The organism is Acidovorax sp. 93 (assembly GCF_003633835.1).
GTDB lineage: Bacteria > Pseudomonadota > Gammaproteobacteria > Burkholderiales > Burkholderiaceae_C > Acidovorax > Acidovorax facilis.
Window position 1 is genome coordinate 3,502,898 of the sequence record NZ_RBIT01000001.1, and the last position, 26,699, is coordinate 3,529,596.

Consider the following 26,699-nt stretch of genomic DNA (forward strand, 5'->3'; position numbering starts at 1 on the left):
ACAGCGCAAGCAAACCTCGCTGCCAAAAAAGAAGCCCTGCCAGCTTGTGCTGGCAGGGCTTCTTGTCTTGCGGCCCATGGAAGAGCCTGTTGTCGATCAGTCTGCTTGCTTGCGCAGGAAGGCCGGGATCTCCAGGTCATCCATGCCACCCGAGGACAGCGCGTCCACGCGGGCCGCAGCCTGGGTGCGGTTGGTGCGCCACACGCTGGGCACCGACATGCTGCCGTAGTCGGCTTGCGCGCTGCCCGTGTGGCCGCCTTGCACACCCACAGCTCCCCCCAGCGCTCCCACACCGGCAATGGGCATCTGGTAGGCCATATTGTCCGTGCCCGTGCGCAGGCCACCTTGCACCACCGAGATGGGCTGGCGGCGTGCGTTGGCACGCGACAGGCCTGTGGCCACCACGGTCACGCGGATCTCGTCGCCCAGGGTTTCGTCGTAGGCAGCGCCGAAGATCACATGAGCGTCGGTCGATGCGTAGGCATTGATGGTGTTCATGGCCTGGCGCGACTCGGACAGCTTGAGGCTGCCCTTGCTCGCGGTGACCAGCACCAGCACGCCCTTGGCACCCGACAGGTCGATGCCTTCGAGCAGCGGGCAGGCAATGGCCTGCTCGGCAGCGATGCGCGCGCGGTCGGGGCCGCTGGCAGTGGCCGTGCCCATCATGGCCTTGCCGGGCTCGCCCATCACGGTGCGCACGTCTTCGAAGTCCACGTTCACCTGGCCGTATTCGTTGATGATTTCAGCGATACCGCCCACGGCGTTCTTGAGCACATCATTGGCGTGTGCAAAGGCTTCGTCCTGGGTGATGTCATCGCCCAGCACATCGAGCAGCTTTTCGTTGAGCACCACGATCAGCGAATCCACATTGGCTTCCAGCTCGGCTAGGCCTTCGTCGGCATTTTTCATGCGGCGGCCACCTTCCCAGTCGAAAGGCTTGGTCACCACACCCACGGTCAGAATACCCATCTCCTTGGCGATGCGCGCGATCACCGGGGCAGCCCCCGTGCCCGTGCCGCCGCCCATGCCGGCCGTGATGAACAGCATGTGCGCGCCCTGGATGGCGTCGCGGATGTCTTCCACTGCCGCTTCGGCTGCATCGCGCGCCTTTTCAGGCTTGCCGCCTGCCCCCAGACCACTGCCACCCAGCTGGATGACACGGTGGGCCGAACTGCGCGTGAGCGCCTGCGCGTCGGTATTGGCGCTGACAAACTCCACGCCCTGCACGCTGCGGGAAATCATGTGCTCGACGGCATTGCTGCCGCCACCGCCCACACCGATCACCTTGATCTGGGTGCCCTGGTTGAATTCTTCGGCTTCGATCATTTCGATGGTCATCTTGGAGCTCCTGTTTCTAAATTCGTAGGCAATTGCCATATGGGGAAGGGGGTACTGGTGGCTGGAGAACGAGGCGGTCCTGTACATCGCCATCGCTCTCGCGCAGTGCCGTGCGGGCTACCACGGGCTAACCACAAGGCCCCCACGCTTGCCACTGCGTGTGCTGCGCTGCCCCCCAAGGGGGCCTTCGCACCTTGGGGCGGCCCGGCGGCGCTCATTCCTGGGTATTTCATGGTCAGAAATTCCCCACGATGAAATCTTTGAAACGGCCGAACGCCGTCTTCATGGACCCGCTCTTTTGCGCCACCTTGAAGCCGCGCAAACGGGCCAGCCGGGCCTCTTCGAGAAGGCCCATGACGGTAGCAGCACGGGGCTGGGCCACCATGTCAGACAACGCGCTGGAATACTTGGGAATGCCTCGGCGCACGGGCTTGAGGAAGATGTCTTCCCCCAGCTCGATCATGCCGGGCATCACCGAGCTGCCGCCTGTGAGCACGATGCCCGACGACAGCACTTCTTCATAGCCCGACTCGCGCACCACCTGCTGCACGAGCGAGAAAATTTCTTCCACCCGCGGCTCGATCACACCGGCCAGCGCCTGCTTGCTCAGCATGCGCGGGCTGCGGTCGCCCAGGCCCGGCACTTCCACCTGCGCCTCGGGGTCGGCCAGCAGTTGTTTGGCGTAGCCGCTTTCCACCTTGATGTCTTCAGCGTCCTTGGTGGGCGTGCGCAGCGCCATCGCGATGTCGCTGGTGATGAGGTCGCCCGCAATCGGAATCACTGCCGTGTGGCGGATCGCGCCGCCGGTGAAGATGGCCACATCGGTCGTGCCCGCGCCAATGTCCACCACCACCACACCCAGCTCGCGCTCATCGTCGGTCAGCACGGCCTGGCTGCTGGCCAGCGGGTTCAGCATGAGCTGCTCGACCTCCAGGCCGCAACGGCGTACGCACTTGATGATGTTCTCGGCCGCGCTCTGCGCACCGGTCACGATGTGGATCTTGGCCTCCAGGCGGATGCCGCTCATGCCGATGGGCTCTTTCACATCCTGCCCATCGATCACGAACTCCTGCGGCTCCACCAGCAACAGGCGCTGGTCGCTGCTGATATTGATAGCCTTGGCCGTCTCGACCACCCGCGCCACGTCGGCCGAGGTGACTTCCTTGTCCTTCACGGCCACCATGCCGCTGGAGTTGAGCCCCCGGATATGGCTGCCGGTGATGCCGGTGTACACACGCTGGATCTTGCAGTCGGCCATCAACTCGGCCTCTTTCAGGGCCTGCTGGATGCTTTGCACGGTAGCGTCGATGTTCACCACCACGCCGCGCTTGAGGCCATTGCTCGGGGCCACGCCCAAGCCTGCAAGCTTGAGCTCGCCATTGGGCAGGACCTCGGCCACCACGGCCATGACCTTGGCGGTGCCGATATCCAGCCCCACCACAACGTCTTTGTATTCTCTTGCCATATCAGTCTCTGCCCTTCTCTGTTCTGTCCCGCCGCCCCACGGCCCCATTCACGAACCCAACTGCGTCCCGCTCCCCATACCAGCGCTGTTGCTGTTGCAGCATGCCATTACCTCCTGCGCACGGCACTTGCCGAAGCAGCCGCCGCTGCGGTATCGGTCACCACCGTGGTCACACCGCGCATTCGCAGGGCGTAGCCCCCGGCATGCCGCAGGTCGGCGGACTCCAGGGCATCCACGCGCCGCCCGTACTGCGCAGCCACCTGTGTCAGGGTGCGCATGAAGCGTTGCGTGCGCTGCACCACCTCCTGCGGTGTGCCGCCGCCCAGCTCCACCACGGCGTCGCTGTCCAGCGTGGCCCGCCAACCGCCCCGCCCCGTCAGCTCCAGCGTCTCGACCTCCAGCCCGAGCGGTTTGAACACCGGCTGCAGCAGTCCAAACATCTGCAGCACCTCGGGGGAGCTGCCCGCAGGTCCCAGCAGGCGCGGCAGGCCGTCCTGTTCCACATCACCCACGTTGGCCTCGAACACTTCGCCCTGGGTGTTGACCAGTGCAGAGCCCGTGTCCGGCCCCCAGTACGCCACCGCGTCATGCTCCTGCAGCTCTACGCGCAGGCTGCCGGGGTACACCCGCCGCACCTGGGCGCGGCGCACCCAGGGCACTTGCTCGAAGGCCTCGCGCGCGGCACGCAAATCCACCGTGAAGAAATTGCCCACCAGGTGCGGCGCGACATTGGCCCGCAAGGTCACCGCGTTGTTGTGCACCAGCTCGCCCTGCACCACGATGCGCGCAATCGCAAAGCCCGGGTAGCGCAGCACCCACCAGGCCCCCGCCGCCAGCACAAGCAGGACGCAGCCCACGAACAAGACCGATGCGGTCAGGTTCATGAGCTTGACGTCCAGCGGTGCGGGCAACGTTTGTGTCATCAGTCGGCCTTCGACCTTGTGGGAGTGTCCAAGGCAGCATCGGCCAGGATGCGCAGGCACAGCTCTTCGTAGCTGATACCCGAAGCCCGTGCGGACATCGGCACCAGCGAATGCCCGGTCATGCCGGGGGACGTGTTCATCTCCAGCAGGAAGGGCTTGCGGTCACTGGCGCGGATCATCAGGTCGGCACGGCCCCAGCCCCGGCAGCCCAGGGTGCGGTAAGCCTCCAGCACGATGCGCTGGATCTCGCGCTCCTCAGATTCGGGCAGACCGCTCGGGCACTGGTACTTCACGTCATCGGTGAAATACTTGTTCTGGTAGTCGTAGGCGCCATCGGGCGCCACGATGCGGATCACTGGCAGCGCACGGGCACTGGCGCCCTGGCCCAGCACGGGGCAGGTCACTTCTTCGCCTTCGATGAACTCTTCGCACAGCACGTCGGGGTCGTACTGGGCCGACAGTTGCACGGCCTCCTGCATGTCCGAATAGCCACGCACCTTGGTCACGCCGATGGAGGAGCCTTCGCGCGGCGGCTTCACGATGAGGGGCAGGCCCAGTTCATCGGGCACGGTGCGCACCACCTCGCGCTGCTGGCGGTCGGGCGCCAGCCACACATAACGCGGCGTGGGCAGGCCCTCGGCCAGCCACACGCGCTTGGTCATGACCTTGTCCATGGCGATGGCCGAGGCCATCACGCCCGGACCGGTGTACGGGATGCGCAGCAGCTCCAGTGCGCCCTGCACCGTGCCGTCCTCGCCATGGCGGCCGTGCAGCGCGATGAAGCAGCGTGCATAGCCGTCGCGCTTCAGGTCGCCCAGCGCGTTCTGCGCGGGGTCGAAGGCATGGGCATCCACCCCGCGCGAACGCAGCGCCTGCAGCACGCCGCTGCCAGACATCAGCGAGACCTCGCGCTCGGCCGAGTCACCGCCCATCAGCACAGCAACCTTGCCCAGCGATTTCACATCAAAATTGGAATCAAAAACAGTCATAGCGCGCTCCCTTCAAGCGCTGATAGCTCACTATTTTGTAGCATTTCCACCACCTTGCCAGGTACGGCGCCAATCGACCCTGCGCCCATGCACATCACCACGTCGCCGTCCTTCGCGTTGTCGGCAATGGCTTGCGGCAGGTCGGCCACGTTGTCGATGAACACCGGCTCCACGCGGCCCGCCACGCGCAGCGCGCGGGCCAGCGATCGACCATCGGCGGCCACCACAGGCGCCTCCCCAGCGGCATACACCTCGGTGAGCAGCACGGCATCGGCATTGCCGATGACCTTCACAAAATCCTCGAAGCAATCGCGCGTGCGGCTGTAGCGGTGCGGCTGGAAAGCCAGCACCAGGCGGCGCCCCGGGAAGGCACCCCGTGCGGCAGCCAAGGTGGCCGCCATCTCCACCGGGTGGTGGCCGTAGTCGTCGATCACGGTGAACTGGCCGCCGTCCTTGGCGGGCAGGTCGCCATAACGCTGGAAGCGCCGGCCCACGCCCTTGAAGCCTGCCAGCGCACGCTGTACGGCTTCGTCCGGAATGTTCAGCTCCACGGCCACGGCAATGGCCGACAGCGCGTTGAGCACGTTGTGCTCGCCCGCGAGGTTGAGCACGATCTCCATGTCGGGCAGCGTGACGCCGTTGCGCCGCTGCACGGTAAAGCGCATCTGGCCCGCCTCGGCGCGCACGTTGATGGCGCGCACCTGCGCGTCTTCCGAGAAGCCGTAGCTGGTGATGGGGCAGGTCACGCTTTGCAGGATGTCGCGCACGGCGGGGCTGTCCACACACAGGATCGCCGTGCCGTAGAACGGCATGCGGTGCAGAAAATCGACAAACGCGCCCTTGAGGCGGCCGAAGTCGTGGCCATAGGTCTCCATGTGGTCGGCGTCGATGTTGGTCACCACGGCCATCACGGGCAGCAGGTTCAAGAACGACGCGTCGGACTCGTCGGCCTCGACCACGATGTAGTCGCCGCTGCCCAGCTTGGCATTGGCGCCTGCGCTGTTGAGCTTGCCGCCGATCACAAAGGTCGGGTCCAGGCCCGCCTCGGCCAGCACGCTGGTCACCAGGCTGGTGGTGGTGGTCTTGCCGTGGGTGCCTGCAATGGCGATGCCCTGCTTCAGGCGCATCAGCTCGGCGAGCATCAGCGCGCGGGGCACCACGGGAATTTTTTTCTCGCGCGCTGCCAGCACCTCGGGGTTGTCGGGCGTGACGGCGGTGGAGGTGACCACCGCATCGGCACCGTCAATGTGCGCAGCCGCATGGCCCAGGCAGGTCTTGATGCCCAGCCCCTCCAGGCGGCGCAGCGTGGCGCTGTCGGCCAGGTCCGAGCCCGAGATGCGGTAGCCCAGGTTGAACAGCACCTCGGCGATGCCGCTCATGCCCGCGCCGCCCAGGCCCACAAAATGGATATGGCGAATCGCGTGTTTCATGCCAACTCCTCGCAGGCAGTCACCACTTCGCGGGTGGCGTTGATTTTTTGCATGTTTTTGGCCTTCAGCGCAATATCTACAAGCGCAGGACGCTCCAATTTCAATAGCATTTGCGACAGCCCTTCGGGCGTCAGGTCGCGCTGCTGCACCAGCCAGCCGCCACCGGCATCCACGAGGAACCTGGCATTGGTGGTCTGGTGGTCGTCCACCGCCGACGGGAACGGCACAAACAAGGCAGCAGCGCCCACGGCAGCGATCTCGGTGACCGTGCTCGCGCCAGAGCGGCAGACGATGATGTCGGCCGCCGCAAACGCGCTGGCGGTGTCATCAATGAAGGGCGTGCATTCCGCCTCGACCCCTGCAGCCGCATAGTTGGCCCGCAGGGCGTCGATCTGCGTGGCGCCGCTCTGGTGAATCACCTCCGGGCGCTGGTCGGCAGGCATCAAGGCAATAGCCTTTGGCACGATCTCGTTGAGTGCGCGCGCCCCCAGGCTGCCACCCACCACCAGCAGGCGCAGCGGACCGGTGCGCCCCGCAAACCGCTCGGCCGGGCCGGGCTGCTGCGTGAACGGCGTGCGCAGGGGGTTACCCACCCACTGGCCTTGTTTGAACACGTTGGGAAAGGCGGTAAACACCCGGTCGGCCACACCGGCCAGCACCTTGTTGGCCATGCCCGCCACCGAGTTCTGCTCGTGCAGCACCAGCGGCTTGCCTGCCAGCACCCCCATCATGCCGCCCGGAAAGGTGATGTAGCCCCCCAGGCCCACCACCACATCGGGCTTGACGCGGCGCACCACCTGCAGGGCTTGCCAGAAGGCACGCAGCAGGCGCAGCGGCAGCAGGGCCAGCGTCACGATGCCTTTGCCGCGCACGCCCGAGAAGTCAATCAGTTCGAGGGCGAAGCCGTGCGTGGGCACGATGCGCGACTCCATGCTGCCGGGCGCGCCCAGCCAGTGCACACGCCAGCCACGCGTGCGCAGCTCTTCGGCCACCGCAAGGCCCGGAAAGATGTGGCCACCGGTACCACCGGCCATGATCAGAGCAGTTTTCTGCGCGCTCATACGCGGCCTCCGCGCATGAGAAGCTTGTTTTCATAATCCACCCGCAATACCACCGCAAGCGCCACCAGATTCATCAAGATCGCCGAGCCCCCAAAGCTCATCAACGGCAGCGTGAGCCCCTTGGTCGGCAACGCGCCCAGGTTCACACCCATGTTGATGAAGGCCTGAAAGCCGATCCAGATCGCCACGCCCTGCGCCACCAATCCAGCGAACACGCGGTCCAGGGCAATCGCCTGGCGGCCGATGTGCATGATGCGGCGCGTCATCCACAAGAACAGCACGATGAGCGTGACCACGCCCACCAGGCCAAACTCCTCGCCGATCACGGCGAGCAAAAAGTCGGTGTGCGCTTCGGGCAGCCAGTGCAGCTTTTCCACGCTGCCGCCCAGCCCCACACCAAAAATCTCGCCGCGCCCGATGGCGATGAGCGAGTGCGAGAGCTGGTAGCCCTTGCCCAGGGCGTGTTCCTCGCTGAAGGGGTCGAGGTAGGCAAACACGCGTTCGCGGCGCCAAGGCGAGCTGGCGATCATCACGCCAAAAGCCGCCACCAGCACCCCGGCGATGAGAAAGAACATGCGGGCGTTGACACCCCCCAGGAACAGAATGCCCATGGCAATGACGGCCACGACCATGAACGCGCCCATGTCGGGTTCGGCCAGCAGCAGCACGCCCACAATGCCCACGGCAGCGCCCATGGGCAGCACGGCGCGGAAAAACCGCTCCTTCACTTCCATCTTGCGCACCATGTAGTCGGCCGCATAGATGAGCACGGCAAACTTGGCCACTTCAGAGGGCTGAAAGCCAATGGGTCCGATGGACAACCAGCGCCGCGCGCCGTTGACGACCTTGCCCACGCCGGGGATCAGCACCGCGATCAGCAGCAGCAATGCGACCACGAACAACCACGGCGCCGCACGCTCCCACAGCGCCATCGGCACCTGGAAGGCCAGCAAGGCCACCACAAACCCGATCACCAGATACATCGCGTGGCGGGTCAGAAAATGGGTGGAGGCATAGTTGGCAAAACGCGGGTTGTCCGGCATGGCAATCGAGGCCGAATACACCATCACCAGCCCCCAGGCCAGCAGCGCGACCACCACCCACAGCAGGGCCTGGTCGAAACCCAGCACGCTGGCCGGTGTGCTCGACGACTGGCGGTACTCGGTGCCACCCACGCGCACCGGCAATACGTCGGCCGCCTTGCCGGGCAGGCCGCCAAACCAGCCGGTCACCCGCTGCAGCAATGTGGAATTGCGCACATCGGCCGTCATGCCATGCCCTCCAGGGATTGCCCGGCATCGTCTGCCAGCGTGCGCACCGCGTCGCAGAAGACCTGTGCGCGGTGTTCGTAGTCCTTGAACATGTCAAAGCTGGCGCAGGCGGGCGACATCAGTACGGCATCGCCCGCATGGGCCCGCTGCGTGGCCAGAGCCACAGCCTGAGGCAATGTCTCGGCATCCAGCAGTACCACGCCGCAGTCCTGCAGCGCAGCGCGGATCTGCGGCGCATCGCGCCCGATGAGCACCACAGCGCGCGCATAGCGCGACACCGGCGCTGCGAGCGGCGAGAAGTCCTGCCCCTTGCCTTCGCCCCCCAGGATGACCACGATGCGGCGCTCTGCGCCCAGGCCAGTAAGGGCCGCCACCGTGGCACCCACGTTGGTGCCCTTGCTGTCGTCAAAGTACTCAATGCCGTTGATGATGGCCACGGGCTCCACACGGTGCGGCTCACCCCGGTATTCGCGCAGCCCGTACAGCAGCGGGGCCAAGGTGCAGCCTGCGGCCGAGGCCAGGGCCAGCGCAGCCAGCGCGTTCACCGCGTTGTGGCGACCCCGGATGCGCAGCGCATCGGCGGGCATCAGGCGCTGGATGTGCAGGTCTTCCGCCACTTCGTTGCGGCCGCGCTTGCGGGTTTCATCCGCGTCCATCGCGCGCACCAGCCAGGGCATGCCGCTCACGACCTCGATGCCAAAGTCGCCGGGGCGCCGGGGCATGTCGGCGCCGAACGTCAGGTGCTCTCGCACCTGGGGTTTTTGCAGCTTGACCTTCACCGGAGGCGGCAGCATCTGCATCACGGCCACGTCTTCGCGGTTCAAAATCATGAGCCCCGTCTGGCCAAAGATGCGCGCCTTGGCCGCCGCGTAGGCCGCCATGTCACCGTGCCAGTCCAGGTGGTCCTGCGTGATGTTGAGCACGGTCGCCGCAGTGGGCTCAAAGTTGGTCACACCTTCGAGCTGGAAGCTTGATAGCTCCAGCACCCACACCTCGGGCAACGTGCCGGCGTCGATGTGGCCCGCCAGGGTATCGAGCAACGTGGGGCCGATGTTGCCAGCCACGGCCACGCTCGTGCCCGAACGCTCCACGAGCTGGCCCGTGAGCGATGTGACCGTGGTTTTGCCGTTGGTACCGGTGATCGCCAGCACCGCCGGTGCGTAGCCATGGGATGCCCGCAGCGCGTTCAGCGCCATGGAATACAAACTTAGTTCGCCCCCAGCGCTTATTCCACAGGCACTAGCAGCTATCAAAACAGGAGCTATTGCCTCAGGACTCAAACCGGGAGAACGGTAGACCGCGTTCAGGCCTTGGCCTTCCACCAGGCTGGCATCAAAGGCACCGGCGACAAAACGCACCTGGGGCAGCTCCTGCTGCAGCAGGGGCAGCTGTGGCGGCGCAGCGCGGGTGTCGGCCACGGTGACCTCGGCCCCGCAGCGCACGCACCAGCGGGCCATGGCCAGGCCCGAGGCGCCCAGTCCCAGGATGAGGATGTTCTGCCCTTGCAGCAGTTGGGCCATGGCTTCGCGCGGCGCGACCTGCGGCTCGGCCTCTGCGCCGGATGCACCCGGGGCGTCAACGTCTTCAACGTCGACACTGTGCTCGACGGGCGCGGCCTCGGGCGCCGATACATCGGCAAAGATCTGCGCCACGAAATCGGCGGCAGCCTTGGCAGCCGAGATGGCGGGCACGGCTTCAGGGTCCCAGGTATGGCCCTTGGCGGGTGCGTTCCCGGCCGCAGGAGTTACGTCCGGCGCGGCCATTTCAGGCGGCACTGCGGCGACGGGTTCGCCAGCTTGGGACGACGGCTCAGCCGCAATGCCCACGCTGGGCTGCTGCGCATCGGTGTTCAGCGCCTCGGTATCGGTATCGGTATCGGTATCGGTATCGACAGTTTCCGTGGGGTCCGGTGCAAAAAAGTCGTCACCAGCGCGCGCGTTCACGTCGGCGTCCGCGCCCGGCCCTGCCAACGGCCGCGCGGCATCGGGCGCCCCGGGTTCGGCGGGCGTGGGACGGATGAGAGGCTCGTCAGCGTTCATCGCAGTTTCAAGGTGGACAGGCCGATGAGGCACAGCAGCATGGTGATGATCCAGAAGCGCACGACCACCTGCGTTTCCTTCCAGCCGCTCTTTTCAAAGTGGTGGTGCAGGGGCGCCATCTTGAGCAGGCGGCGGCCTTCTCCGTAGCGCTTCTTGGTGAACTTGAACCAGGTCACCTGCAGCATCACCGACAGTGCTTCAACCACGAAGATGCCGCCCATGATGGCCAGCACGATTTCCTGCCGCACGATGATGGCGATGGTGCCCAGCGCAGCACCCAGCGCCAGTGCGCCCACGTCGCCCATGAACACCTGGGCTGGATGCGCGTTGAACCACAGGAAGGCAAGGCCCGCCCCCGCCATGGCGGCGCAGAAGATCAACAGTTCGCCCGCGCCCGGAATGTGCGGGAAAAACAGGTACTTGGAGTACACCGAGCTGCCCGTGACATAGGCAAACACGCCCAGGGCCGAACCCACCATCACCACCGGCATGATGGCCAGGCCGTCCAGGCCGTCTGTCAGGTTCACGGCATTGCTGGAGCCGACGATGACGAGGTAGGTCAGGATCACGAAGCCCAGCACGCCCAGCGGGTAGCTGATCTCCTTGAAGAACGGCAGTTGCAAGCCTGCCTTGGGCGGCAGGTCCAGCGAGAAGCCCGACTGCACCCAGCCCACGAACAGCTCCCACACCTTGGCGTTGGAGCTTTCGGAAATGCTGAACACCAGATACAGCGCAGCAATCAAGCCGATCACCGACTGCCAGAAATACTTCTCGCGTGAGCGCATGCCTTCGGGGTCCTTATTGACCACCTTGCGCCAGTCGTCCACCCAGCCGATGGCGCCAAAACCCAGCGTGACGATGAGCACGATCCACACAAAGCGGTTGGACAGGTCGAACCACAACAGCGTGGAAATCGCAATCGACAGCAGGATCAGCACGCCACCCATCGTGGGCGTTCCGCTCTTGGACAGGTGCGTCTGCATGGCATAGCCCCGGATGGGCTGGCCGATCTTGAGCGAGGTGAGCACGCGGATCACCTTGGGGCCCGCAATCAGGCCGATGAGCAGCGCCGTCATGGCGGCCATCACCGCGCGGAACGTGAGGTACTGGAACACGCGGAAAAAGCCGAACTCGGGCGACAGACCCTGCAGCCATTGCGACAACATCAGCAGCATGTGGCCTCCCCCGCTTGCACGGCCTTGGGTGCCGCCACCACACGGGTGACTTCAGAGTGTTGCGCCATGGTGTCCCTCCAGTGCCCGGTTCTGCTTTTGTTGTTGTTCTTGCGGCTGCGCTGCGGCGGCTGCAGTGGCGGCAATCGCCTCCACCACCTGTTCCATCTTCATGAATCTCGATCCCTTGACCAGCACACTGCCCACGGTGGACAGGGCATCGCGCACTGCCACCAGCAGCGCACTCATATCGTTGAAATGCCGGGCACCTCCATAGGCCGTGGCGGCGTGCACCGACTGCGCGCCCAGCGCGAACAGCAGGGGGATGCCTGCCGCACGCGCATGGGCACCGGCCTCGGCGTGGAACTGCGGGCCCTGGTCGCCCACCTCGCCCATGTCGCCCAGCACCAGCAGTTGCGGGCCGGGCAGCTCGGCCAGTACGTCGATGGCGGCACGCATGGAGTCGGGGTTGGCGTTGTAGGTGTCGTCCACCACGGTGATGTCGCGGCCCGCGCAGTGCACGCTGAAAGCGCGCGAGCGGCCCTTAACTGGCACAAAGTCATTCAGCCCTTGGGCGATGGCGGCCAGGGGCGCCCCCGCCGCCAGCGTGCAGGCAGCGGCTGCCAGTGCGTTGGTCACGTTGTGGCGCCCCGCAATGTGCAGGTGGGTGGCCACTTCGCCTTGTGGCGTGGCCAGTGTGACGGCCCAAGCGCCCTGGCCCCACGTAGCTTGCGCGCAGGCCACATCGCCACCGTCGCCAAAAGTGACAACGCGGCGCCCTGCCGCCGACGAGCGCCAGAGGCCCGTGTAGGCATCCCCCGCAGGGAACACGGCCACACCGTCGGAAGACAGGCTGGCGAACACCGAGCCGTTCTCGCGGGCCACGGCTTCCACCGTGTGCATGAACTCCAGGTGCTCACGCTGCGCGTTGTTGACCAGCGCCACCGTGGGCTGCGCCATGGCGGCCAGCGTGGCGATCTCGCCCGGGTGGTTCATGCCCATTTCGATCACGGCGGCGGCGTGGCTGGCCTGCAGGCGCAGAAGCATCAGCGGCACGCCGATGTCGTTGTTGAAATTGCCCTGCGTGGCAAAGGCAGCTTCACCCTTCCAGGCGCGCAGGATGGACGCAATCATCTGCGTCACCGTGGTTTTGCCGTTGCTGCCCGTCACGCCAACCAACGGAAGGCTGAACTGCGCCCGCCACGCTGCAGCCAGCGCGCCCAGCGCTGCCAGGCTGTCCGGCACCTCGATGCCGGGCAAGCCTGCGGCGGCAAGGCCGCCATGGGCGATGGCAGCGGCGGCGCCACCAGCGCGGGCGTCGGGCAAGAACGCATTGGCGTCAAACCGCTCGCCCTTGAGCGCCACAAACAGGTCGCCCGCCTGCAGCGTGCGCGTGTCGGTGTGCACGCGTGCGAGCGGCGTGGCGCCATCGCCCACCAGGCGGGCGGCGGGAATGCGCGGCTGAAGCAGCGCAAAAGCCTGCGCCAGGGTCATCATCACCCCAGGGGTGGCGGTCATGGACGGGCTCCTCGGGCCTGCAGCGCGGTCTGCGCATGGGCCATGTCGGAGAACGGCAGGCGCACACCGGCCGTCTCCTGGGTGTCTTCGTGGCCCTTGCCGGCGATCAGCACCACATCGGCGGGCGCTGCCTCGGCAATGGCCAGCGCAATAGCGGCGGCGCGGTCGGGCTCGGCGCGCACGGTGTTGCCAGCAATGGTGCCTTGCAGAATCTGGTGCAGGATGGCCGCAGGGTCTTCGCTGCGCGGGTTGTCGCTGGTCACCACCACCCGGTCGGCATGGTGCTGCGCCACCGCGCCCATCAGCGGGCGCTTGCCTGCGTCGCGGTCGCCGCCACAGCCAAAAACGCACCAGAGCTGGCCGCCGCGCTCCTGCGTGATCGGGCGAAGGGCTTGCAACGCCTTGTCCAGCGCATCGGGCGTATGGGCATAGTCCACGGCCACAAGGGGTTGGCCAGGGTGGTGGATCTGCTCCATGCGGCCCGGCACCGGGGAAAGCTGGGCGCAGGCATACAGCGCGTGCTGCAGCGGCACGCCCAGCGCGCGCAGCCCGGCCAGCACGCCCAGCAGGTTGGAGACGTTGTAATGCCCGATCACGCGGGTCTGCAGCACATGCGTGTGCACACCTTCGGCCACGGTGAAGCGCAGCCCGCCTTCGCCCATGCCGATATCGCGCGCCGCCAGACGGGCGGGGCCGGTGATGGACACACTCCACAGGTCCAGCAGCCGGTCTGCCAACGTGGCATGCAGCTCGGCGCCGCGTGCATCGTCAATGTTGACCACCGCAGCCTGCAGGCCCGGCCAGTCAAAGAGCACGCTCTTGGCCTGCCAGTAGGCCGCCATGCCGGGGTGGTAGTCCAGATGGTCCTGCGTGAAGTTGGTGAACAAGGCAACACGGATGCGCGTGCCTGCCATGCGGTGCTCGGCCAGGCCGATGGAAGAGGCCTCAATGGCGCAGGCCGTGCGGCCCGCATCGGCGAACTGCTGGAACGCGCGCTGCAAGCGCACCGGGTCGGGGGTGGTCATGCCCGTGCTGGTGAGTGCCGGTGGCGTTCCCATGCCCAAAGTGCCTACCAGCGCGCATCCGCCTTGCGCAGTAAGCTCATTTTTTGATAGCACATTGAGGGCTTCGGCCAGCCACCAGCTGGTGCTGGTCTTGCCGTTGGTGCCCGTCACGGCCAGCACGTCCAAGCGCTGCGTGGGCTGGTCGAACCAGTCGGCCGCAATCAGGCCGGTGGCGGCCTTCAGGCCATGGAGTGCCGCCACGGGCAAACCTTGCAGCGCAAAGGCCTCGACACCCTCGTGCTCCACCAGGCAAGCCACAGCACCCCGCGCAAACGCATCGCCGACGTGGGCGCGGCCGTCGGTGGCAGCGCCTGGCCAGGCGATGAAACCATCGCCGGGGCGAATCTGGCGGCTGTCGGTCTGCAGGGTGCCGGTCACCCGCTCGCGCAGCCAGGCCACGGCATCGTGCACCGATTGGAGCAAAGGCACCGTCGTCATAGCGATTCCTCCACCGCGTTGGCCACGATCTGTGGCTTGACCGCCATGTCGGGCTGCACGCCCATCATGCGCAGCGTCTGCTGCACGACTTCGCTGAACACCGGTGCAGCCACGGCACCGCCGTAGAACACGCCATTGCTGGGCTCGTCAATCATCACGGCCACGATGATGCGGGGCTTGTCGATGGGCGCCATGCCGGTGAACCACGCGCGGTACTTGCCCGAGGCGTAGTTCTTGCCCACCTGCTTGCGCGCCGTGCCCGACTTGCCGCCCACCGAGTAGCCCACGGTCTGGGCCTTCTGGCCGGTGCCACCAGGGCCTGCAGCCATCTGCAGCATCTTGCGCACCTGGTCGGCCGTGCGCTCGGAAAATACCGGCACGCCCACGGCGGGCTCGGCCGTCTTGAGCATGGTGGCGGGAATCACCCGGCCGCCGTTGGCAAACACCGTGTACGAGCGCGCCATCTGGAACAGGCTGGCCGACAGGCCGTAGCCATACGACATGGTGGCCTGCTCCACCGGGCGCCAGGTCTTGTACGGGCGCAGACGACCCGTCACCACACCGGGGAAATGCAGTTGCGGCTTCTGGCCAAAACCAGCGGCTGAGAAGGTCTCCCACATTTCGCGTGCAGGCATCTGCATGGCCAGCTTGGTGGTGCCCACATTGCTGGACTTCTGGATCACGCCTTCCACCGTCAGCACGCCGTAGTTGTGCGTGTCGGAGATGGTGGAGCCGGTAATGTTGATGCGCCCTGGTGTGGTGTCCACGATGGTTTCGGGACGCACGCGGCCCGTCTCCAGTGCCAGGCCGATGGTGAAGGGCTTCATGGTCGAACCGGGCTCGAACACGTCGGTCAGTGCGCGGTTGCGCAGCTGTTCGCCCGTGAGGTTCTGGCGCCTGTCGGGCACGTAGCTCGGGTAGTTGGCCAGCGCCAGCAGCTCGCCTGTGTGCGCATCGAGCACCACCACACTGCCCGCCTTGGCTTTGTGCGCGGCCACCTGGTCGCGCAGCTTCTGGTAGGCAAAGAACTGCACCTTGCTGTCGATGGACAGCTGCATGTCCTTGCCATCGACCGGCGGCACGGTTTCGCCCACGCTTTCGACCACGCGGCCCAGGCGGTCCTTGATCACGCGGCGCGAGCCCGGCTTGCCCGCGAGCTCCTTGTCGAACGCCAGCTCCATGCCTTCCTGGCCATGGTCTTCCACGTTGGTGAAGCCCACCACGTGCGCAGCGGCTTCACCCTCGGGGTACTGGCGTTTGTATTCCTTGCGCTGGTAGATGCCCTTGATGTCGAGCGCAGCAATCTGCTGGCCCACATCCCAGTCGAGCTGTCGCTTGATCCAGACAAAGGTCTTGTCTTCATCCGCCAGCTTTTTCTGCAGCTCGGCCTGCGGCATGTCGAGCAGTTTGGCCAGCTGCTTGAGCTTGGCGCGCACCTCGGGCTTGTCCTGGTCCACGTCTTCAGGGATGGCCCAGATGCTGGCCGCCGGCACGCTGGAGGCGAGGATCAATCCGTTGCGGTCCACAATCTTGCCGCGGTTGGCGGGCAGCTCCAGCGTGCGCGCAAAACGCACTTCGCCCTGGCGTTGAAAGAACGCGTTGCCAAACACCTGCACATAGGCAGCGCGCCCCGCCAGCCCCAGAAAACCCAGCGCAATCATCGCCACGATGAACTTGCTGCGCCAGACCGGTGTCTTGCTGGCCAGCAGCGGACTGGAGGTGTAGAGCACGCTGCGGCTCATGGCTGCACCCCTGCCGGTTGCGATGCGGCCGCCGCAACACCCTGTGGGTCAGATACATACTGCGTGATGGCCGGCGTGGCCGTGCGCATGTTCAGCTGGGCACGCGCGATCTTTTCCACCCGCAGCGGCGTGGCCTGGGCGCGCTTTTCCACCTGCAGGCGCTGGTGCTCGGTTTCCAGACGACGGGCCTCGGCCACAGCGCGGTCCAGCTCGGTGAACAGGCGGCGCGATTCATACTGGGTGTGCACCAGATAGATCGCGCTGGCCAGCACCGCCAGCAACAGGACCACGTTGAGCCTGGTCATGTCAGACGACCGCCGTGCGCTCGGCCACACGCATGATGGCGCTGCGTGAGCGGGGGTTGGCGGCCACTTCGGCAGCACTGGGCTTGATGCGGTCCAGCGCGATGAGCTTCATGGCCTGCGGCGCGGCAAACGGCGCACGGCGGTCATAGACCTCCTTGGAGTGTTTGGCGATGAACTGTTTGACGATGCGGTCTTCGAGCGAGTGAAAGCTGATGACTACCAGCCGCCCGCCCGGCTGCAGCACCGAGAGGCTGGCCTCTAGCGCCTGTTGCAGCTCTTCAAGCTCGGCGTTGATGAAAATCCGAAGAGCTTGAAATGTGCGCGTTGCAGGGTTCTGGCCCGCTTCGCGGGTTTTGACCGCGCCAGCCACGAGATCGGCAAGTTCTGCGGTGGTTGAAAGAGGACCCCGTTCTTCGCGCCGAGCAACAATCGCCTTTGCAATGGGGCCAGCAAACCGTTCTTCACCGTAGTCACGTATCACCTCCGCAATCTGACCAACTTCGGCCGTGGCCAACCAATCGGCCACGCTTTCGCCGCGCGTGGTATCCATGCGCATGTCCAGCGGGCCGTCAAAACGGAAACTGAAGCCCCGCTCGGGGCTGTCGATCTGGGGCGAGCTCACCCCCAGGTCCATCAGCACGCCCGCAGCACTGGCGGGCGGCAGATCGGCCAGATGGCGGAAACCCTCGTGCCGAATGGAAAAACGCGCATCGGTGATGCGCGTTGCTTCGGCGATGGCTTCGGGGTCCTTGTCGAAGGCCACAAGGCGCCCCTGCGGCCCCAGCCGAAGGAGGATGAGGCGAGAGTGCCCACCGCGCCCAAAGGTCGCATCGACCCAGGTGCCCGCAGGCTCAGGGCTTGCGCCGCCCAAGAGAGAATCCACGGCCTCATTGAGCAGGACGGTGGTGTGTTGCAGGGGGGATGTCACAGCGCGCCTTAGAAGGAAAAGTCCTTGAAGACATCCGGCATCTCGCCCTGCATGGCCTTGGCCTCCTGCTCGTCGTAGGTGGCCTTGTCCCAAAGTTCGAAATGGTTGCCCATGCCCAGCAGCATGGTGTCTTTGGAGATACCGGCTGCTTCACGCAGCTCGGGCGAAACCAGCACGCGGCCCGTGGCGTCCATGTCCACATCCATGGCGTTGCCCAGAAAAATGCGCTTCCACCACTGGGCGGACATGGGCAGCTGGGCAATGCGCTCGCGGAACTTCTCCCACTCGGGGCGGGGGAACACCATCAGGCAGCCGTGCGGGTGTTTGGTGATGGTGAGCTGACCGGACGCCGTGGCCGCCAGGACGTCACGATGCCGGGTCGGCACAGACAGCCGACCCTTCGCATCGAGACTCAGCGACGAGGCACCTTGAAACACGGACAGATTTCCAATTCGGTTTTGCGCCTCGGGGGTCCGTGCAATGGACCTTGAGGGCACTTTTCACCACTTAATTGCACTTTTTTGCACTGTAGCAGGAAAAGCACACCGAACAAGAGGGTGTCCAACAAACTTTTGTAATGAAATCAACGACTTAGACGCGACTTTGCAGAGATTAAAAAGCCAAAAGTCGTTGAAAAATAAGCACTTAGAGAGGCCTATGAAAGTGACCTCTCAAGGCTTGACCGAGTGGTCACAGGATGTAGCGTGAAAGGTCCTCGTCCCGGCTCAGTGTCTGCAGACGGGCGTCCACATAGGCAGCGTCAATGGTGATGGTCTGACCCGATAGGCGAGTCGCATCAAAACTCACCTCGTCCAGCAAGCGCTCCATCACCGTGGACAGGCGGCGTGCACCGATGTTCTCCGTGCGCTCGTTCACCTCAAAGGCGATGTGCGCCAGGCGCGTGATGCCCTCGGACGCAAATTCGAGCGTGACGCCTTCGGTGGCCAGCAGGGCCTGGTACTGCTTGACCAGGGACGCATGGGTCTGCGTGAGGATGGCCTCAAAGTCCTTGACCGACAGCGACTCCAGCTCGACCCGGATGGGGAAGCGCCCCTGCAGCTCCGGAATCAGGTCGCTGGGTTTGGACAGGTGGAACGCCCCGGATGCGATGAACAGGATGTGGTCCGTCTTGATCATGCCGTACTTGGTGGACACCGTGGTGCCCTCCACCAGCGGCAGCAGGTCGCGCTGTACGCCCTGGCGCGACACGTCGGCACCACTGGTTTCCTGGCGCGCAGCCACCTTGTCGATCTCGTCGATGAAGACGATGCCGTTCTGCTCGGCATTGGCAACGGCGCGGGTCTTGATCTCTTCCTCGTTGACGAGCTTGCCCGCCTCTTCGTCGGTGATGAGCTTGAGGGCCTCGGCAATCTTGAGCTTGCGGGTCTTGCGCTTGTCCTGCCCCATCTGGCTGAACATGCCACGCAACTGCTCGGCCATTTCTTCCATGCCCTGGGGGCCCATGATTTCGAGTTGCGGGCGGCCTTCGGCGACATCGATCTCGATCTCCTTGTCGGCCAGCGCGCCTTCGCGCAGTTTCTTGCGAAAGACTTGGCGGGCCGTGTTGTCAGCCGCGGGCTCGGTGCCTGCGGCTGCGCGGGCAGGGGGAATCAGCACGTCCAGGATGCGCTCCTCGGCAGCATCTTCGGCGCGGGCGCGCACCTTTTTCATCTCGGATTCGCGCGTCTGCTTGACGGCCATCTCCGCCAGGTCGCGGATGATGGAATCCACGTCCTTGCCCACATAGCCCACCTCGGTGAACTTGGTGGCTTCGACCTTGATGAAGGGCGCATCGGCCAGCTTGGCCAGGCGGCGCGCAATCTCGGTCTTGCCCACGCCGGTCGGGCCGATCATGAGGATGTTCTTGGGTGTGATCTCCTGGCGCAGGCTGCCTTCGACCTGCTGGCGGCGCCAGCGGTTGCGCAGCGCAATGGCCACGGCACGCTTGGCGCTGGCCTGGCCCACGATATGGTGGTCCAGCTCGGAGACGATTTCCTGGGGGGTCATGGACGACATGGCGAAAATTCCAGTCAAATTGGGCTCTAGCGCTTATCTATCAAGCGCTAGCAGCTATCAAAAACGTATCAAATGCGGTCAAAACCGCCCTGCAAAAAACACCCGACCTACAAGGTCTCGATGGTGTGGTTCATGTTGGTGTAGATGCACAACTCGCCAGCAATCTCCAGCGACTTCTTGACGATGTCCTGCGCAGAGAGGTCGGTGTGGTTGAGCAACGCCTTGGCGGCCGAGTGCGCGTAGGCCCCGCCCGATCCAATGGCCACGATGCCCTGCTCGGGCTCCAGCACGTCGCCATTGCCGGTGATGATGAGCGAGGCCTCCAGATCGGCCACGGCGAGCATGGCTTCGAGGCGGCGCAGCACGCGGTCGGTGCGCCAGTCCTTGGTGAGTTCAATGGCTGCCCGCACCAGGTGGCCCTGGTGTTTTTCGAGCTTGGCTTCAAAGCGCTCAAACAGGGTGAAGGCATCGGCCGTGGCGCCCGCAAAACCGGCCAGCACCTTGCCGTGGTGCAGCTTGCGCACCTTGCGCGCCGTGCCCTTGACCACGATGTTGCCCAGGGTGACCTGGCCATCCCCGCCAATGGCCACTTGAACGCCCTGGGGCGTCTGGCGGCGTACGCTCAGGATGGTGGTGCCGTGGAACACCGGATGGTTGTCGTTTGATGAGTCCATAGCTGCGGCAGTTGAGGGCACGGGCAGCGCTTTCAAGGCGACGCCGAACGCTAACTGCCACGAGCAGCCACCGAATCTGTGGCCCTGCAGCCCACCCAAAAACTATGCAACGATCACGGCCCGCACCCAGCCGGCGCGCAAGGGTTGCTCCGCCGCACTGGTGGTGCGTCCCATGGAGGTATCAGTTCTTTCGGGGTACCACCCAAGCGTGCTCGTTGATACCGATCACGTTGAAGAAAATTGCCACCAGCCGCTGCAGGTTCTGGAACTGGATCACATGGCCGTGGCCCTGCTGCTCGGCCGCCCAGTTGAGCACCGAGCCCGCAGCCGCGAAGTCCACACGAATGAGCTTGTCGCAGACAATGGTTAGCGGCACCCCCGGGCGCAGGAAGGCCTGGAAAGGCTCCAGCAATGGCGTGGCATCACCATCGATATAGCCGCTGAGCTGCGCCACGGGGCCCGCCTCCAGCGGAGCGGGGGCGGACAACTCACCCAGGTCGGAGGCCATGAAGTCACTGTCGGCCGCCAGAGGCGCCGAGCCCGAAGACACACCTTCGTTGTCCGAATACCCGCAGCGCGGCGACGCCCACGACGGCGGAGAGACTTCGTAGGTCACGCAGTAATCCAACGCAACCAGCTCGAACTCATCCGGCTTGCCCATGAGCCGCAGTGCCGCCATGCGCAGGCGCCACCACTCGGGGCTGGTGGCGCGGTCGCCAGACTGGGTTTTGGCATCCAGCAGGGCGTTGAGCTTTTCTACCCCGGAGAACACCAGCTGAACATCACGCTCGGCCCACTGGGTGAACTGGTCCGCCAGCAAAGGCACGGCAGCGTCATCGATAGCGCCCAAGCGGGCCCAGGACAGGGTCCAGGGCGACGCGGCGCGTGCCAACGAGGCCTGGAGTGCGGCCACCGAAGACACAGCCAGCGTGGGCGGCGCGTTCCAGCTGAAATCGCGGCGCACCGCGCCTGCCGGTGCGGCTGCAGCCGTTCCAGGCGCAGCTGCTGCGGCGGGTGGAGCCATGCCCAATTGCTCGGGCATGGAAAACCACAGCGGTGCGGAGCGGCTGTACTGGGCGGCGAAGTCGATGGCCAGGGTGTCAAACCGGTCATGCTGGCCCGTTGCACGGTACAGGTCGAACAGTGTCATCCAGATTTCGAGCTGGTCGTCGGGTGCATCCTGCTGGTGCTGGGCCAACACATCGAGCAGGCCGGACTCGGCACCGGCATGGTCGCCATTGGCAAACCGGATGGCAGCTTCTTCTAAATCGGGTTCGTGCACGAATTCCTCCGGTTCGGATGCGGGCGCTGGCGTTACCGCAGTAGCTGCCGCAAGGCTGAAGGACGCTTCGCCAGGACCTGCGCCCGCGAGCATTTGCGCATCGGTGCCGCCAAACCGGCCAATTGCCATGCTGTCATCGGCAAACAGCGGCTGGACACCGGCCTTGTTTTCGAGGGGCGCTGGCAGGCTGCCGGGTGCCGTGGGCGCATACGCCCTTGCGTGGGCGGAATCAGAGGACGCAGCTGCATCGGCAGCAACAGGCATGGCGCCGGGTTGCGTGGGAGCCTCTGCACCTTGCTTGCTCTTCCACCACTGCTGCGACATCTGCGCTTCGATCTCGTCGATCTTCTTGAGCGTGACGGCCCGCTCGTCGGGCGATGCCATGCTGCTCTGAAAGAACGAGGGGCGCCCTGCGGCGTCTTCCACACGCTGGCCTTGCAGCACCTCGCGCTGACGCAGCTTGCGCAACTGATCGAACTCGCGGCGCCGCACGAAATCGTTGCGGCGCTTGCGCTCGATCATCTCCTTGAGCATCTGCTTGCTGTACTGGCTCTCCCGGTCGTCCTGGATGGAGTCCAGCTCGGTCCAGTTCACCGTCGGGTTCTTCACGAACCGAACCACCTTCGACAGCAGGCCTCCGGGGGTGGTTTCTTCCTTGCTCATGGCTCAGGGTGCGCTTGGGGTTGATCAGGCCAGACGGCCCGGTCAATCACCAAACATCTTCTGCTTGAGTTCGCGGCGCTGTTGTGCCTCGAGGGACAACGTGGCAGTAGGACGCGCGATCAGGCGGCCCACACCAATGGGTTCGCCGGTTTCGTCGCAGTAGCCATAGTCACCTGCGTCGATGCGGGCAATGGACTGCTCGATCTTCTTGAGCAGCTTGCGCTCGCGGTCGCGGGTGCGCAGCTCCAGGGCGTGTTCCTCTTCGATCGTGGCGCGGTCGGCCGGATCGGGCACCACCACGGTGTCTTCACGAAGGTGTTCGGTGGTTTCACCAGCGCTGTTGTGGATCTCCTGCTTGAGCTGCACCAGCTTCAGGCGGAAGAAGGCCATCTGCTTGTCGTTCATGTACTCGTCGTCAGGCATGGCCATGACTTCGGCATCGGTCAACTCAGCGGCGGACTTGGTTTTCCAGTTGTTCGCCAGCTTGGGGTCTTTTTTGGCAGCCGTATACGTAGGCTGTGCTTGCGCGGTCGTGGGCATGGTATGTAGATAACTGGCTTTGGCAGCGGTCGAAGCCACTGTCTGTGCCATGGATGGTACGGTCAATTGGGCCAATCGTGAAGAAGGCCGGGTTGTGCGCACGGGTACCTGCGAGCCTGCTTGCAGCACGGGTGCCGGAGCAGGAGCCGCCACGGCGGGGGGTGCGGCCACCTTGGGCGCCGCAGCAGCCTTGGCAGTGGCCTTCGCAGCAACTTTGGGTGCCGCTGGGGCGGCGGCGCTTTTCGCCGCGGCAGGGGTTGCCTTGGTGGCCCCCTTGGATTTGCTGGTGTCGGCTTTCACTTCCTGGTCTCCTCGCAGTACGGGCGGGCCCTAGCTGCATTCGCAGCCAAGGGCGGGTGGCAAGCCTTCCGGGGTTTTACCGGGGCGCGATTGTATCGACCTGGGCTGACGCAAACGAAAACGTTGCAGATACAACACAAACACGCCGTTCTCCCCTGGGCGGCACAGGCCCCGGTGAGGGTCAGACCAGGCTTTGTTCCAGCCCCTGCAGGAAGATGTCCTTGGGCAGGTCAATGCCAATAAAGACCATCTTGCTCGTGCGCGTCTCACCCTCGGCCCATTGGGGTCCCAGATCGCTTCCCATGAGCTGGTGCACCCCCTGGAAGATCACCTTGCGTTCAGTGCCCTTCATATTAAGCACACCTTTGTAGCGCAGCATGCGCGGGCCGTAAATATTCACGATGGCCCCCAGGAAGTCCTCCAGCTTGGCCGGGTCGAATGGCCGGTCGGAGCGGTAAACGAAGCTCTTCACATCATCGTCGTGGTGATGGTGGTGACCATGGCCATGTTCATGCTGGTGCGAGGGGTGGCTGCAGTGCTCGCCATGTTCGTGGTCATGGTCGTGGTGGTCATGCCCATACCCTTCTTCCTTCAGGAAGTCTGGGTCGATATCCAGCTTGGCATTGAGGTTGAAGCCGCGCAGGTCCAACACCTCCTTGAGCGGCACTTCGCCAAAATGCACGGCCTTGATGGGCGCGCGCGGGTTCATGTGCTTCAGGCGATGGATCAGCGCCTCGGTCTCGTCCTTGGACACCAGGTCGGTCTTGGACAGGAATATCTGGTCCGCAAAACCCACCTGGCGGCGCGCCTCCTGGCGGTCATTGAGCTGCTGGGGTGCGTGCTTGGCGTCCACCAGGGTGATGATGGAGTCGATGAGGTAGGTCTCGGCAATTTCTTCGTCCATGAAGAAGGTTTGCGCCACTGGCCCCGGGTCGGCCACGCCGGTGGTCTCGATCACGATGCGGTCGAACTCCAGCAGGTTCTTGCGCTTCTTGGCGGCCAGTAGCTGCAGCGTCTCGCGCAGGTCTTCGCGGATGGTGCAGCAGATGCAGCCGTTGCTCATCTGCACGATCTGCTCCTTGGACTCGGTCACGAGGATGTCGTTGTCAATGTTCTCTTCGCCGAATTCGTTCTCGATCACGGCGATCTTCTGGCCATGGGCTTCGGAGAGCAGGCGCTTGAGCAGCGTGGTTTTGCCCGAGCCCAGGAAGCCGGTGAGGATAGTGACGGGGATCAGTGCCATAAATCTGTCTTTCAAGGGGATCAATACCTGCGCTGCGGCCCGATGCCACTCAGCGCGACCTCCCTGCGGAGGGACTCATTTTTCAGTGTACCGAGGCTGTCAAGCCCTTGCAGGGCACGGATAGCTCACGCCTTGCGCATCACCACCAGCCCCTTGAGGTACTCGCCCTCCGGAAACTCCAGCGTCATGGGGTGGTCGGGCGCGCCGCCCAGGCGCTCCAGGATGTAGCCGTCCACGCCCGCATCCGCGCCCGCCGACGCCACGATCTTGTGGAACAGGTCGGCGCTGATGCCGCCCGAACACGAGAAGGTGAACAGCACCCCGCCCGGGGTCAGCAGTTGCAGCGCCAGCCGGTTGATGTCCTTGTAAGCGCGGGCCGCGCGTTCGGCGTGTGCTGCGGTCGGCGCAAACTTAGGCGGGTCGAGGATGATGGCGTCAAAACGCTGGCCTTCCTTAAGGAACTGGCGCAGTGAAGCGTTCACGTCGGCGTCCATAAAGCTCGCGCGGTTCGGGTCGAAGCCGTTGAGCGCCACGTGCGCACGGGCACGCTCCAAGGCAGGACCGGACGAGTCGATGGACGTCACATGCCCATCGACCACGGTGCCTGCCGCACGCATGCCCGCCAGCGCCGCCACGCTGAAGCCGCCGGTATAGCAGAAGCAGTTGAGCACATGCTTGAAGCCCAGGCGCTGGGCGTAGTCGGCAAAACGCTTGCGGCTGTCGCGCTGGTCCAGGTAGAAGCCGGTCTTGTGGCCCTCGGCGATGTTGAGCGTCAGGCGCCACTGGTGTTCGTGGATGGCGAGTTCAAGCGGTGGCCCTTCGCTATCGCCCGCCACGCCCGCGGGCCCGCCTCGCAGCCAGCCCGTGGCGGGCTCCAGACCTTCCAGCGCACGCACGCTGGCGTCTGAGCGCTCGTACAGCTTGGTCAGGCCCGTCTCGCGCAGCAGCGCGTCGGCGATCACATCCTTCCAGCGCTCGGTGCCCGCGCTGGTGAACTGGGCCACCAGCGTATCTCCATAGCGGTCCACGATGAGCCCTGGCAGACCGTCGGATTCACCGTGCACCAGACGCACGCCATCGCTTTGCACGTCAAATCGGGCTCTGGCGATTATGGATCGGGCGCAAGCAGCTATAAAAAACGGAGCATCAATGCGCTGCGCTTCGTCAAAGCTCCACACCCGCGCGCGGATGCGCGAGGTAGGACTGAAGGCGGCCCAGGCAAGGAACTGGCCTTCGTGCGACTCCACACGCACGGTCTCGCCGCTGTCGCCGCCGCCCTTGGCGATGGCCGATTCGAAGATCCAGGGGTGGCGGCGCAGGAGCGAGCGCTCCTTGCCAGGGCGAAGGCGAAGGGTTTTCATGATGGAGTGATTGTCGCGTGAATGCGCCCCACGCTGACCCTGCAAGTGCGACGCTGCCCTACGCCGCGCGCACTGAATGCCGCCGTCAGAGGGGATGGCCGAAACGCCCCAGGCGCGGGGCCCAATTGGCAAGGATGTCGGCCGACACCAGCACCCGGCGCGCCTGGCCGATGAGCAGGTGGCGCGGCACAAACCCGATGTAGCGTGAGTCGGCGCTGTTGTCGCGGTTGTCGCCCAGCACCAGGTATTCGCCCTCGGGCACCGTCACCGGGCCGAAGCTGCGGTGCGCGGTCACGCCCTGCAGCCACTGCACACGGCGCTCGTGGCCCTGCAGGTGCTCCGTCCAGCGGGTGGCGGGCACCTGGGCGCCCCATTCCACCAGGGTTTCGGTCACCGCTTCGGGGGCGTCATAGCGCGCCGCCTCGCCGTTGAGGTACAGCACCTCGTCGCGCATTTCCACAGTGTCGCCGGGCAACGCCGCAATGCGCTTGATGAGCCGCGTGCCATCGCGCGGCGACGAGAAGGTGACCACATCGCCACGCTCGGGCTCGCCCAGGCGGGCGAGCACCACATCGGTCAGCGGCAGCTTCAGATCGTAGGCCAGGCGGTTGACAAAAACGACGTCACCTTCGAGCAGCGTGGGGCGCATCGAACCCGAAGGGATGGGGTTCCAATCCGCCACCGCCGTGCGGAAGATGCCGAAACACAGCAGCAGCACGATGAACCCACGGTTCGATTTGATCCATTTCAGCAGCATGACGACAACTCCAAATAGCTTCAAAGCAAGCGCTCTGCTCGGATGAGCCCTGTTGCAACTTGGTTCCGTGAGACAGGCCATTGCGAATCTCCCACAGCACTTGCTGTGAACGCAGCCAATTCCAGTGCACCCGTGGAAACGGCTTTGCCGGGCCAGGGGGTGCGTCCCCCTTGGGGGAAG

At 65.0% G+C, this 26,699-nt stretch carries 22 protein-coding genes; all 22 read right to left on the reverse strand.

The features are described from left to right. Positions 1 to 96: 96 nt before the first annotated feature. Complete coding sequence (gene ftsZ, locus C8C93_RS15925) at positions 97 to 1,338, reverse strand: cell division protein FtsZ (protein ID WP_121507538.1); 1,242 nt, start codon at positions 1,336 to 1,338, stop codon at positions 97 to 99. A gap of 235 nt (positions 1,339 to 1,573) precedes the next feature. After that, complete coding sequence (gene ftsA / locus C8C93_RS15935) at positions 1,574 to 2,803, reverse strand: cell division protein FtsA (protein WP_008903721.1); 1,230 nt, start codon at positions 2,801 to 2,803, stop codon at positions 1,574 to 1,576. Between the two features lie 107 nt (positions 2,804 to 2,910). Next, the gene (locus C8C93_RS15940; protein WP_121507539.1) at positions 2,911 to 3,726 is read right to left on the reverse strand and encodes a cell division protein FtsQ/DivIB; all 816 of its coding nucleotides are present in this window, start codon (positions 3,724 to 3,726) and stop codon (positions 2,911 to 2,913) included. Then, entirely contained in the window at positions 3,726 to 4,715 is a 990-nt protein-coding gene (locus C8C93_RS15945) for a D-alanine--D-alanine ligase (RefSeq protein ID WP_121507540.1), read from the reverse strand. The genes C8C93_RS15940 and C8C93_RS15945 overlap by 1 nt, the downstream gene beginning before the upstream one ends. Continuing rightward, positions 4,712 to 6,145, reverse strand: a complete 1,434-nt coding sequence (murC, locus tag C8C93_RS15950) for a UDP-N-acetylmuramate--L-alanine ligase (RefSeq protein ID WP_055399560.1) — start codon at positions 6,143 to 6,145, stop codon at positions 4,712 to 4,714. The genes C8C93_RS15945 and murC overlap by 4 nt, the downstream gene beginning before the upstream one ends. Next, positions 6,142 to 7,206 (reverse strand): undecaprenyldiphospho-muramoylpentapeptide beta-N-acetylglucosaminyltransferase, encoded by a 1,065-nt coding sequence (murG, locus tag C8C93_RS15955; protein WP_121507541.1) that lies wholly within the window; start codon positions 7,204 to 7,206, stop codon positions 6,142 to 6,144. The genes murC and murG overlap by 4 nt, the downstream gene beginning before the upstream one ends. Continuing rightward, positions 7,203 to 8,477, reverse strand: a complete 1,275-nt coding sequence (gene ftsW / locus C8C93_RS15960; RefSeq protein WP_055399564.1) for a putative lipid II flippase FtsW — start codon at positions 8,475 to 8,477, stop codon at positions 7,203 to 7,205. Before ftsW ends, murG begins: the two co-directional genes overlap by 4 nt. Then, positions 8,474 to 10,516 (reverse strand): UDP-N-acetylmuramoyl-L-alanine--D-glutamate ligase, encoded by a 2,043-nt coding sequence (murD, locus tag C8C93_RS15965; RefSeq protein WP_370109560.1) that lies wholly within the window; start codon positions 10,514 to 10,516, stop codon positions 8,474 to 8,476. Before murD ends, ftsW begins: the two co-directional genes overlap by 4 nt. Continuing rightward, entirely contained in the window at positions 10,513 to 11,691 is a 1,179-nt protein-coding gene (gene mraY, locus C8C93_RS15970) for a phospho-N-acetylmuramoyl-pentapeptide-transferase (RefSeq protein WP_121507542.1), read from the reverse strand. The genes murD and mraY overlap by 4 nt, the downstream gene beginning before the upstream one ends. A 51-nt stretch (positions 11,692 to 11,742) precedes the next feature. Continuing rightward, complete coding sequence (gene murF, locus C8C93_RS15975) at positions 11,743 to 13,206, reverse strand: UDP-N-acetylmuramoyl-tripeptide--D-alanyl-D-alanine ligase (RefSeq protein WP_121507543.1); 1,464 nt, start codon at positions 13,204 to 13,206, stop codon at positions 11,743 to 11,745. Further along, positions 13,203 to 14,708, reverse strand: a complete 1,506-nt coding sequence (locus C8C93_RS15980) for a UDP-N-acetylmuramoyl-L-alanyl-D-glutamate--2,6-diaminopimelate ligase (RefSeq protein ID WP_121507544.1) — start codon at positions 14,706 to 14,708, stop codon at positions 13,203 to 13,205. The genes murF and C8C93_RS15980 overlap by 4 nt, the downstream gene beginning before the upstream one ends. Next, positions 14,705 to 16,450, reverse strand: coding sequence for a penicillin-binding protein 2 (locus C8C93_RS15985; RefSeq protein ID WP_121422309.1), 1,746 nt, complete (start codon positions 16,448 to 16,450; stop codon positions 14,705 to 14,707). The genes C8C93_RS15980 and C8C93_RS15985 overlap by 4 nt, the downstream gene beginning before the upstream one ends. Further along, positions 16,447 to 16,755, reverse strand: coding sequence for a cell division protein FtsL (gene ftsL, locus C8C93_RS15990; protein WP_121507545.1), 309 nt, complete (start codon positions 16,753 to 16,755; stop codon positions 16,447 to 16,449). The genes C8C93_RS15985 and ftsL overlap by 4 nt, the downstream gene beginning before the upstream one ends. A gap of 1 nt (position 16,756) precedes the next feature. Further along, complete coding sequence (rsmH, locus tag C8C93_RS15995; protein ID WP_055399576.1) at positions 16,757 to 17,683, reverse strand: 16S rRNA (cytosine(1402)-N(4))-methyltransferase RsmH; 927 nt, start codon at positions 17,681 to 17,683, stop codon at positions 16,757 to 16,759. 8 nt (positions 17,684 to 17,691) lie between these two features. Then, positions 17,692 to 18,120, reverse strand: a complete 429-nt coding sequence (gene mraZ, locus C8C93_RS16000) for a division/cell wall cluster transcriptional repressor MraZ (RefSeq protein ID WP_008903734.1) — start codon at positions 18,118 to 18,120, stop codon at positions 17,692 to 17,694. A 253-nt stretch (positions 18,121 to 18,373) separates the two neighbouring features. Next, a complete protein-coding gene (gene hslU, locus C8C93_RS16005) occupies positions 18,374 to 19,699 on the reverse strand; it encodes an ATP-dependent protease ATPase subunit HslU (RefSeq protein WP_121507546.1) in 1,326 nt (441 codons plus the stop codon). Positions 19,700 to 19,806: 107 nt separating this feature from the next. Continuing rightward, a complete protein-coding gene (gene hslV / locus C8C93_RS16010) occupies positions 19,807 to 20,373 on the reverse strand; it encodes an ATP-dependent protease subunit HslV (protein ID WP_055399580.1) in 567 nt (188 codons plus the stop codon). Positions 20,374 to 20,554: 181 nt separating this feature from the next. Then, a complete protein-coding gene (locus tag C8C93_RS16015) occupies positions 20,555 to 22,318 on the reverse strand; it encodes an STAS domain-containing protein (RefSeq protein ID WP_121507547.1) in 1,764 nt (587 codons plus the stop codon). 42 nt (positions 22,319 to 22,360) lie between these two features. After that, on the reverse strand, positions 22,361 to 23,158 hold the full coding sequence (gene dksA / locus C8C93_RS25670; protein WP_082437502.1) for an RNA polymerase-binding protein DksA: 798 nt from the start codon (positions 23,156 to 23,158) through the stop codon (positions 22,361 to 22,363). A 181-nt stretch (positions 23,159 to 23,339) separates the two neighbouring features. Continuing rightward, a complete protein-coding gene (locus tag C8C93_RS16025; protein ID WP_121507548.1) occupies positions 23,340 to 24,401 on the reverse strand; it encodes a GTP-binding protein in 1,062 nt (353 codons plus the stop codon). 125 nt (positions 24,402 to 24,526) lie between these two features. Continuing rightward, a complete protein-coding gene (locus C8C93_RS16030; RefSeq protein WP_121507549.1) occupies positions 24,527 to 25,762 on the reverse strand; it encodes a class I SAM-dependent rRNA methyltransferase in 1,236 nt (411 codons plus the stop codon). 85 nt (positions 25,763 to 25,847) lie between these two features. Continuing rightward, positions 25,848 to 26,519, reverse strand: a complete 672-nt coding sequence (lepB, locus tag C8C93_RS16035) for a signal peptidase I (protein WP_121507550.1) — start codon at positions 26,517 to 26,519, stop codon at positions 25,848 to 25,850. Between the last annotated feature and the right edge of the window lie 180 nt (positions 26,520 to 26,699).

Coding starts and splice junctions, on each gene's coding strand:
- C8C93_RS16030 (WP_121507549.1), bottom strand. CDS start 25,762: ATGAAAACCCTTCGCCTTCGCCCTGGCAAGGAGCGCTCGCTCCTGCGC.
- C8C93_RS15945 (WP_121507540.1), bottom strand. CDS start 4,715: ATGACTGTTTTTGATTCCAATTTTGATGTGAAATCGCTGGGCAAGGTT.
- C8C93_RS16015 (WP_121507547.1), bottom strand. CDS start 22,318: ATGAGCAAGGAAGAAACCACCCCCGGAGGCCTGCTGTCGAAGGTGGTT.
- ftsW (WP_055399564.1), bottom strand. CDS start 8,477: ATGACGGCCGATGTGCGCAATTCCACATTGCTGCAGCGGGTGACCGGC.
- C8C93_RS15985 (WP_121422309.1), bottom strand. CDS start 16,450: ATGAGCCGCAGCGTGCTCTACACCTCCAGTCCGCTGCTGGCCAGCAAG.
- murF (WP_121507543.1), bottom strand. CDS start 13,206: ATGACCGCCACCCCTGGGGTGATGATGACCCTGGCGCAGGCTTTTGCG.
- hslU (WP_121507546.1), bottom strand. CDS start 19,699: ATGTCGTCCATGACCCCCCAGGAAATCGTCTCCGAGCTGGACCACCAT.
- ftsL (WP_121507545.1), bottom strand. CDS start 16,755: ATGACCAGGCTCAACGTGGTCCTGTTGCTGGCGGTGCTGGCCAGCGCG.
- ftsA (WP_008903721.1), bottom strand. CDS start 2,803: ATGGCAAGAGAATACAAAGACGTTGTGGTGGGGCTGGATATCGGCACC.
- C8C93_RS15940 (WP_121507539.1), bottom strand. CDS start 3,726: ATGACACAAACGTTGCCCGCACCGCTGGACGTCAAGCTCATGAACCTG.
- lepB (WP_121507550.1), bottom strand. CDS start 26,519: ATGCTGCTGAAATGGATCAAATCGAACCGTGGGTTCATCGTGCTGCTG.
- C8C93_RS15980 (WP_121507544.1), bottom strand. CDS start 14,708: ATGACGACGGTGCCTTTGCTCCAATCGGTGCACGATGCCGTGGCCTGG.
- mraY (WP_121507542.1), bottom strand. CDS start 11,691: ATGCTGCTGATGTTGTCGCAATGGCTGCAGGGTCTGTCGCCCGAGTTC.
- murG (WP_121507541.1), bottom strand. CDS start 7,206: ATGAGCGCGCAGAAAACTGCTCTGATCATGGCCGGTGGTACCGGTGGC.
- hslV (WP_055399580.1), bottom strand. CDS start 20,373: ATGGACTCATCAAACGACAACCATCCGGTGTTCCACGGCACCACCATC.
- murD (WP_370109560.1), bottom strand. CDS start 10,516: ATGAACGCTGACGAGCCTCTCATCCGTCCCACGCCCGCCGAACCCGGG.
- murC (WP_055399560.1), bottom strand. CDS start 6,145: ATGAAACACGCGATTCGCCATATCCATTTTGTGGGCCTGGGCGGCGCG.
- C8C93_RS16025 (WP_121507548.1), bottom strand. CDS start 24,401: ATGGCACTGATCCCCGTCACTATCCTCACCGGCTTCCTGGGCTCGGGC.
- ftsZ (WP_121507538.1), bottom strand. CDS start 1,338: ATGACCATCGAAATGATCGAAGCCGAAGAATTCAACCAGGGCACCCAG.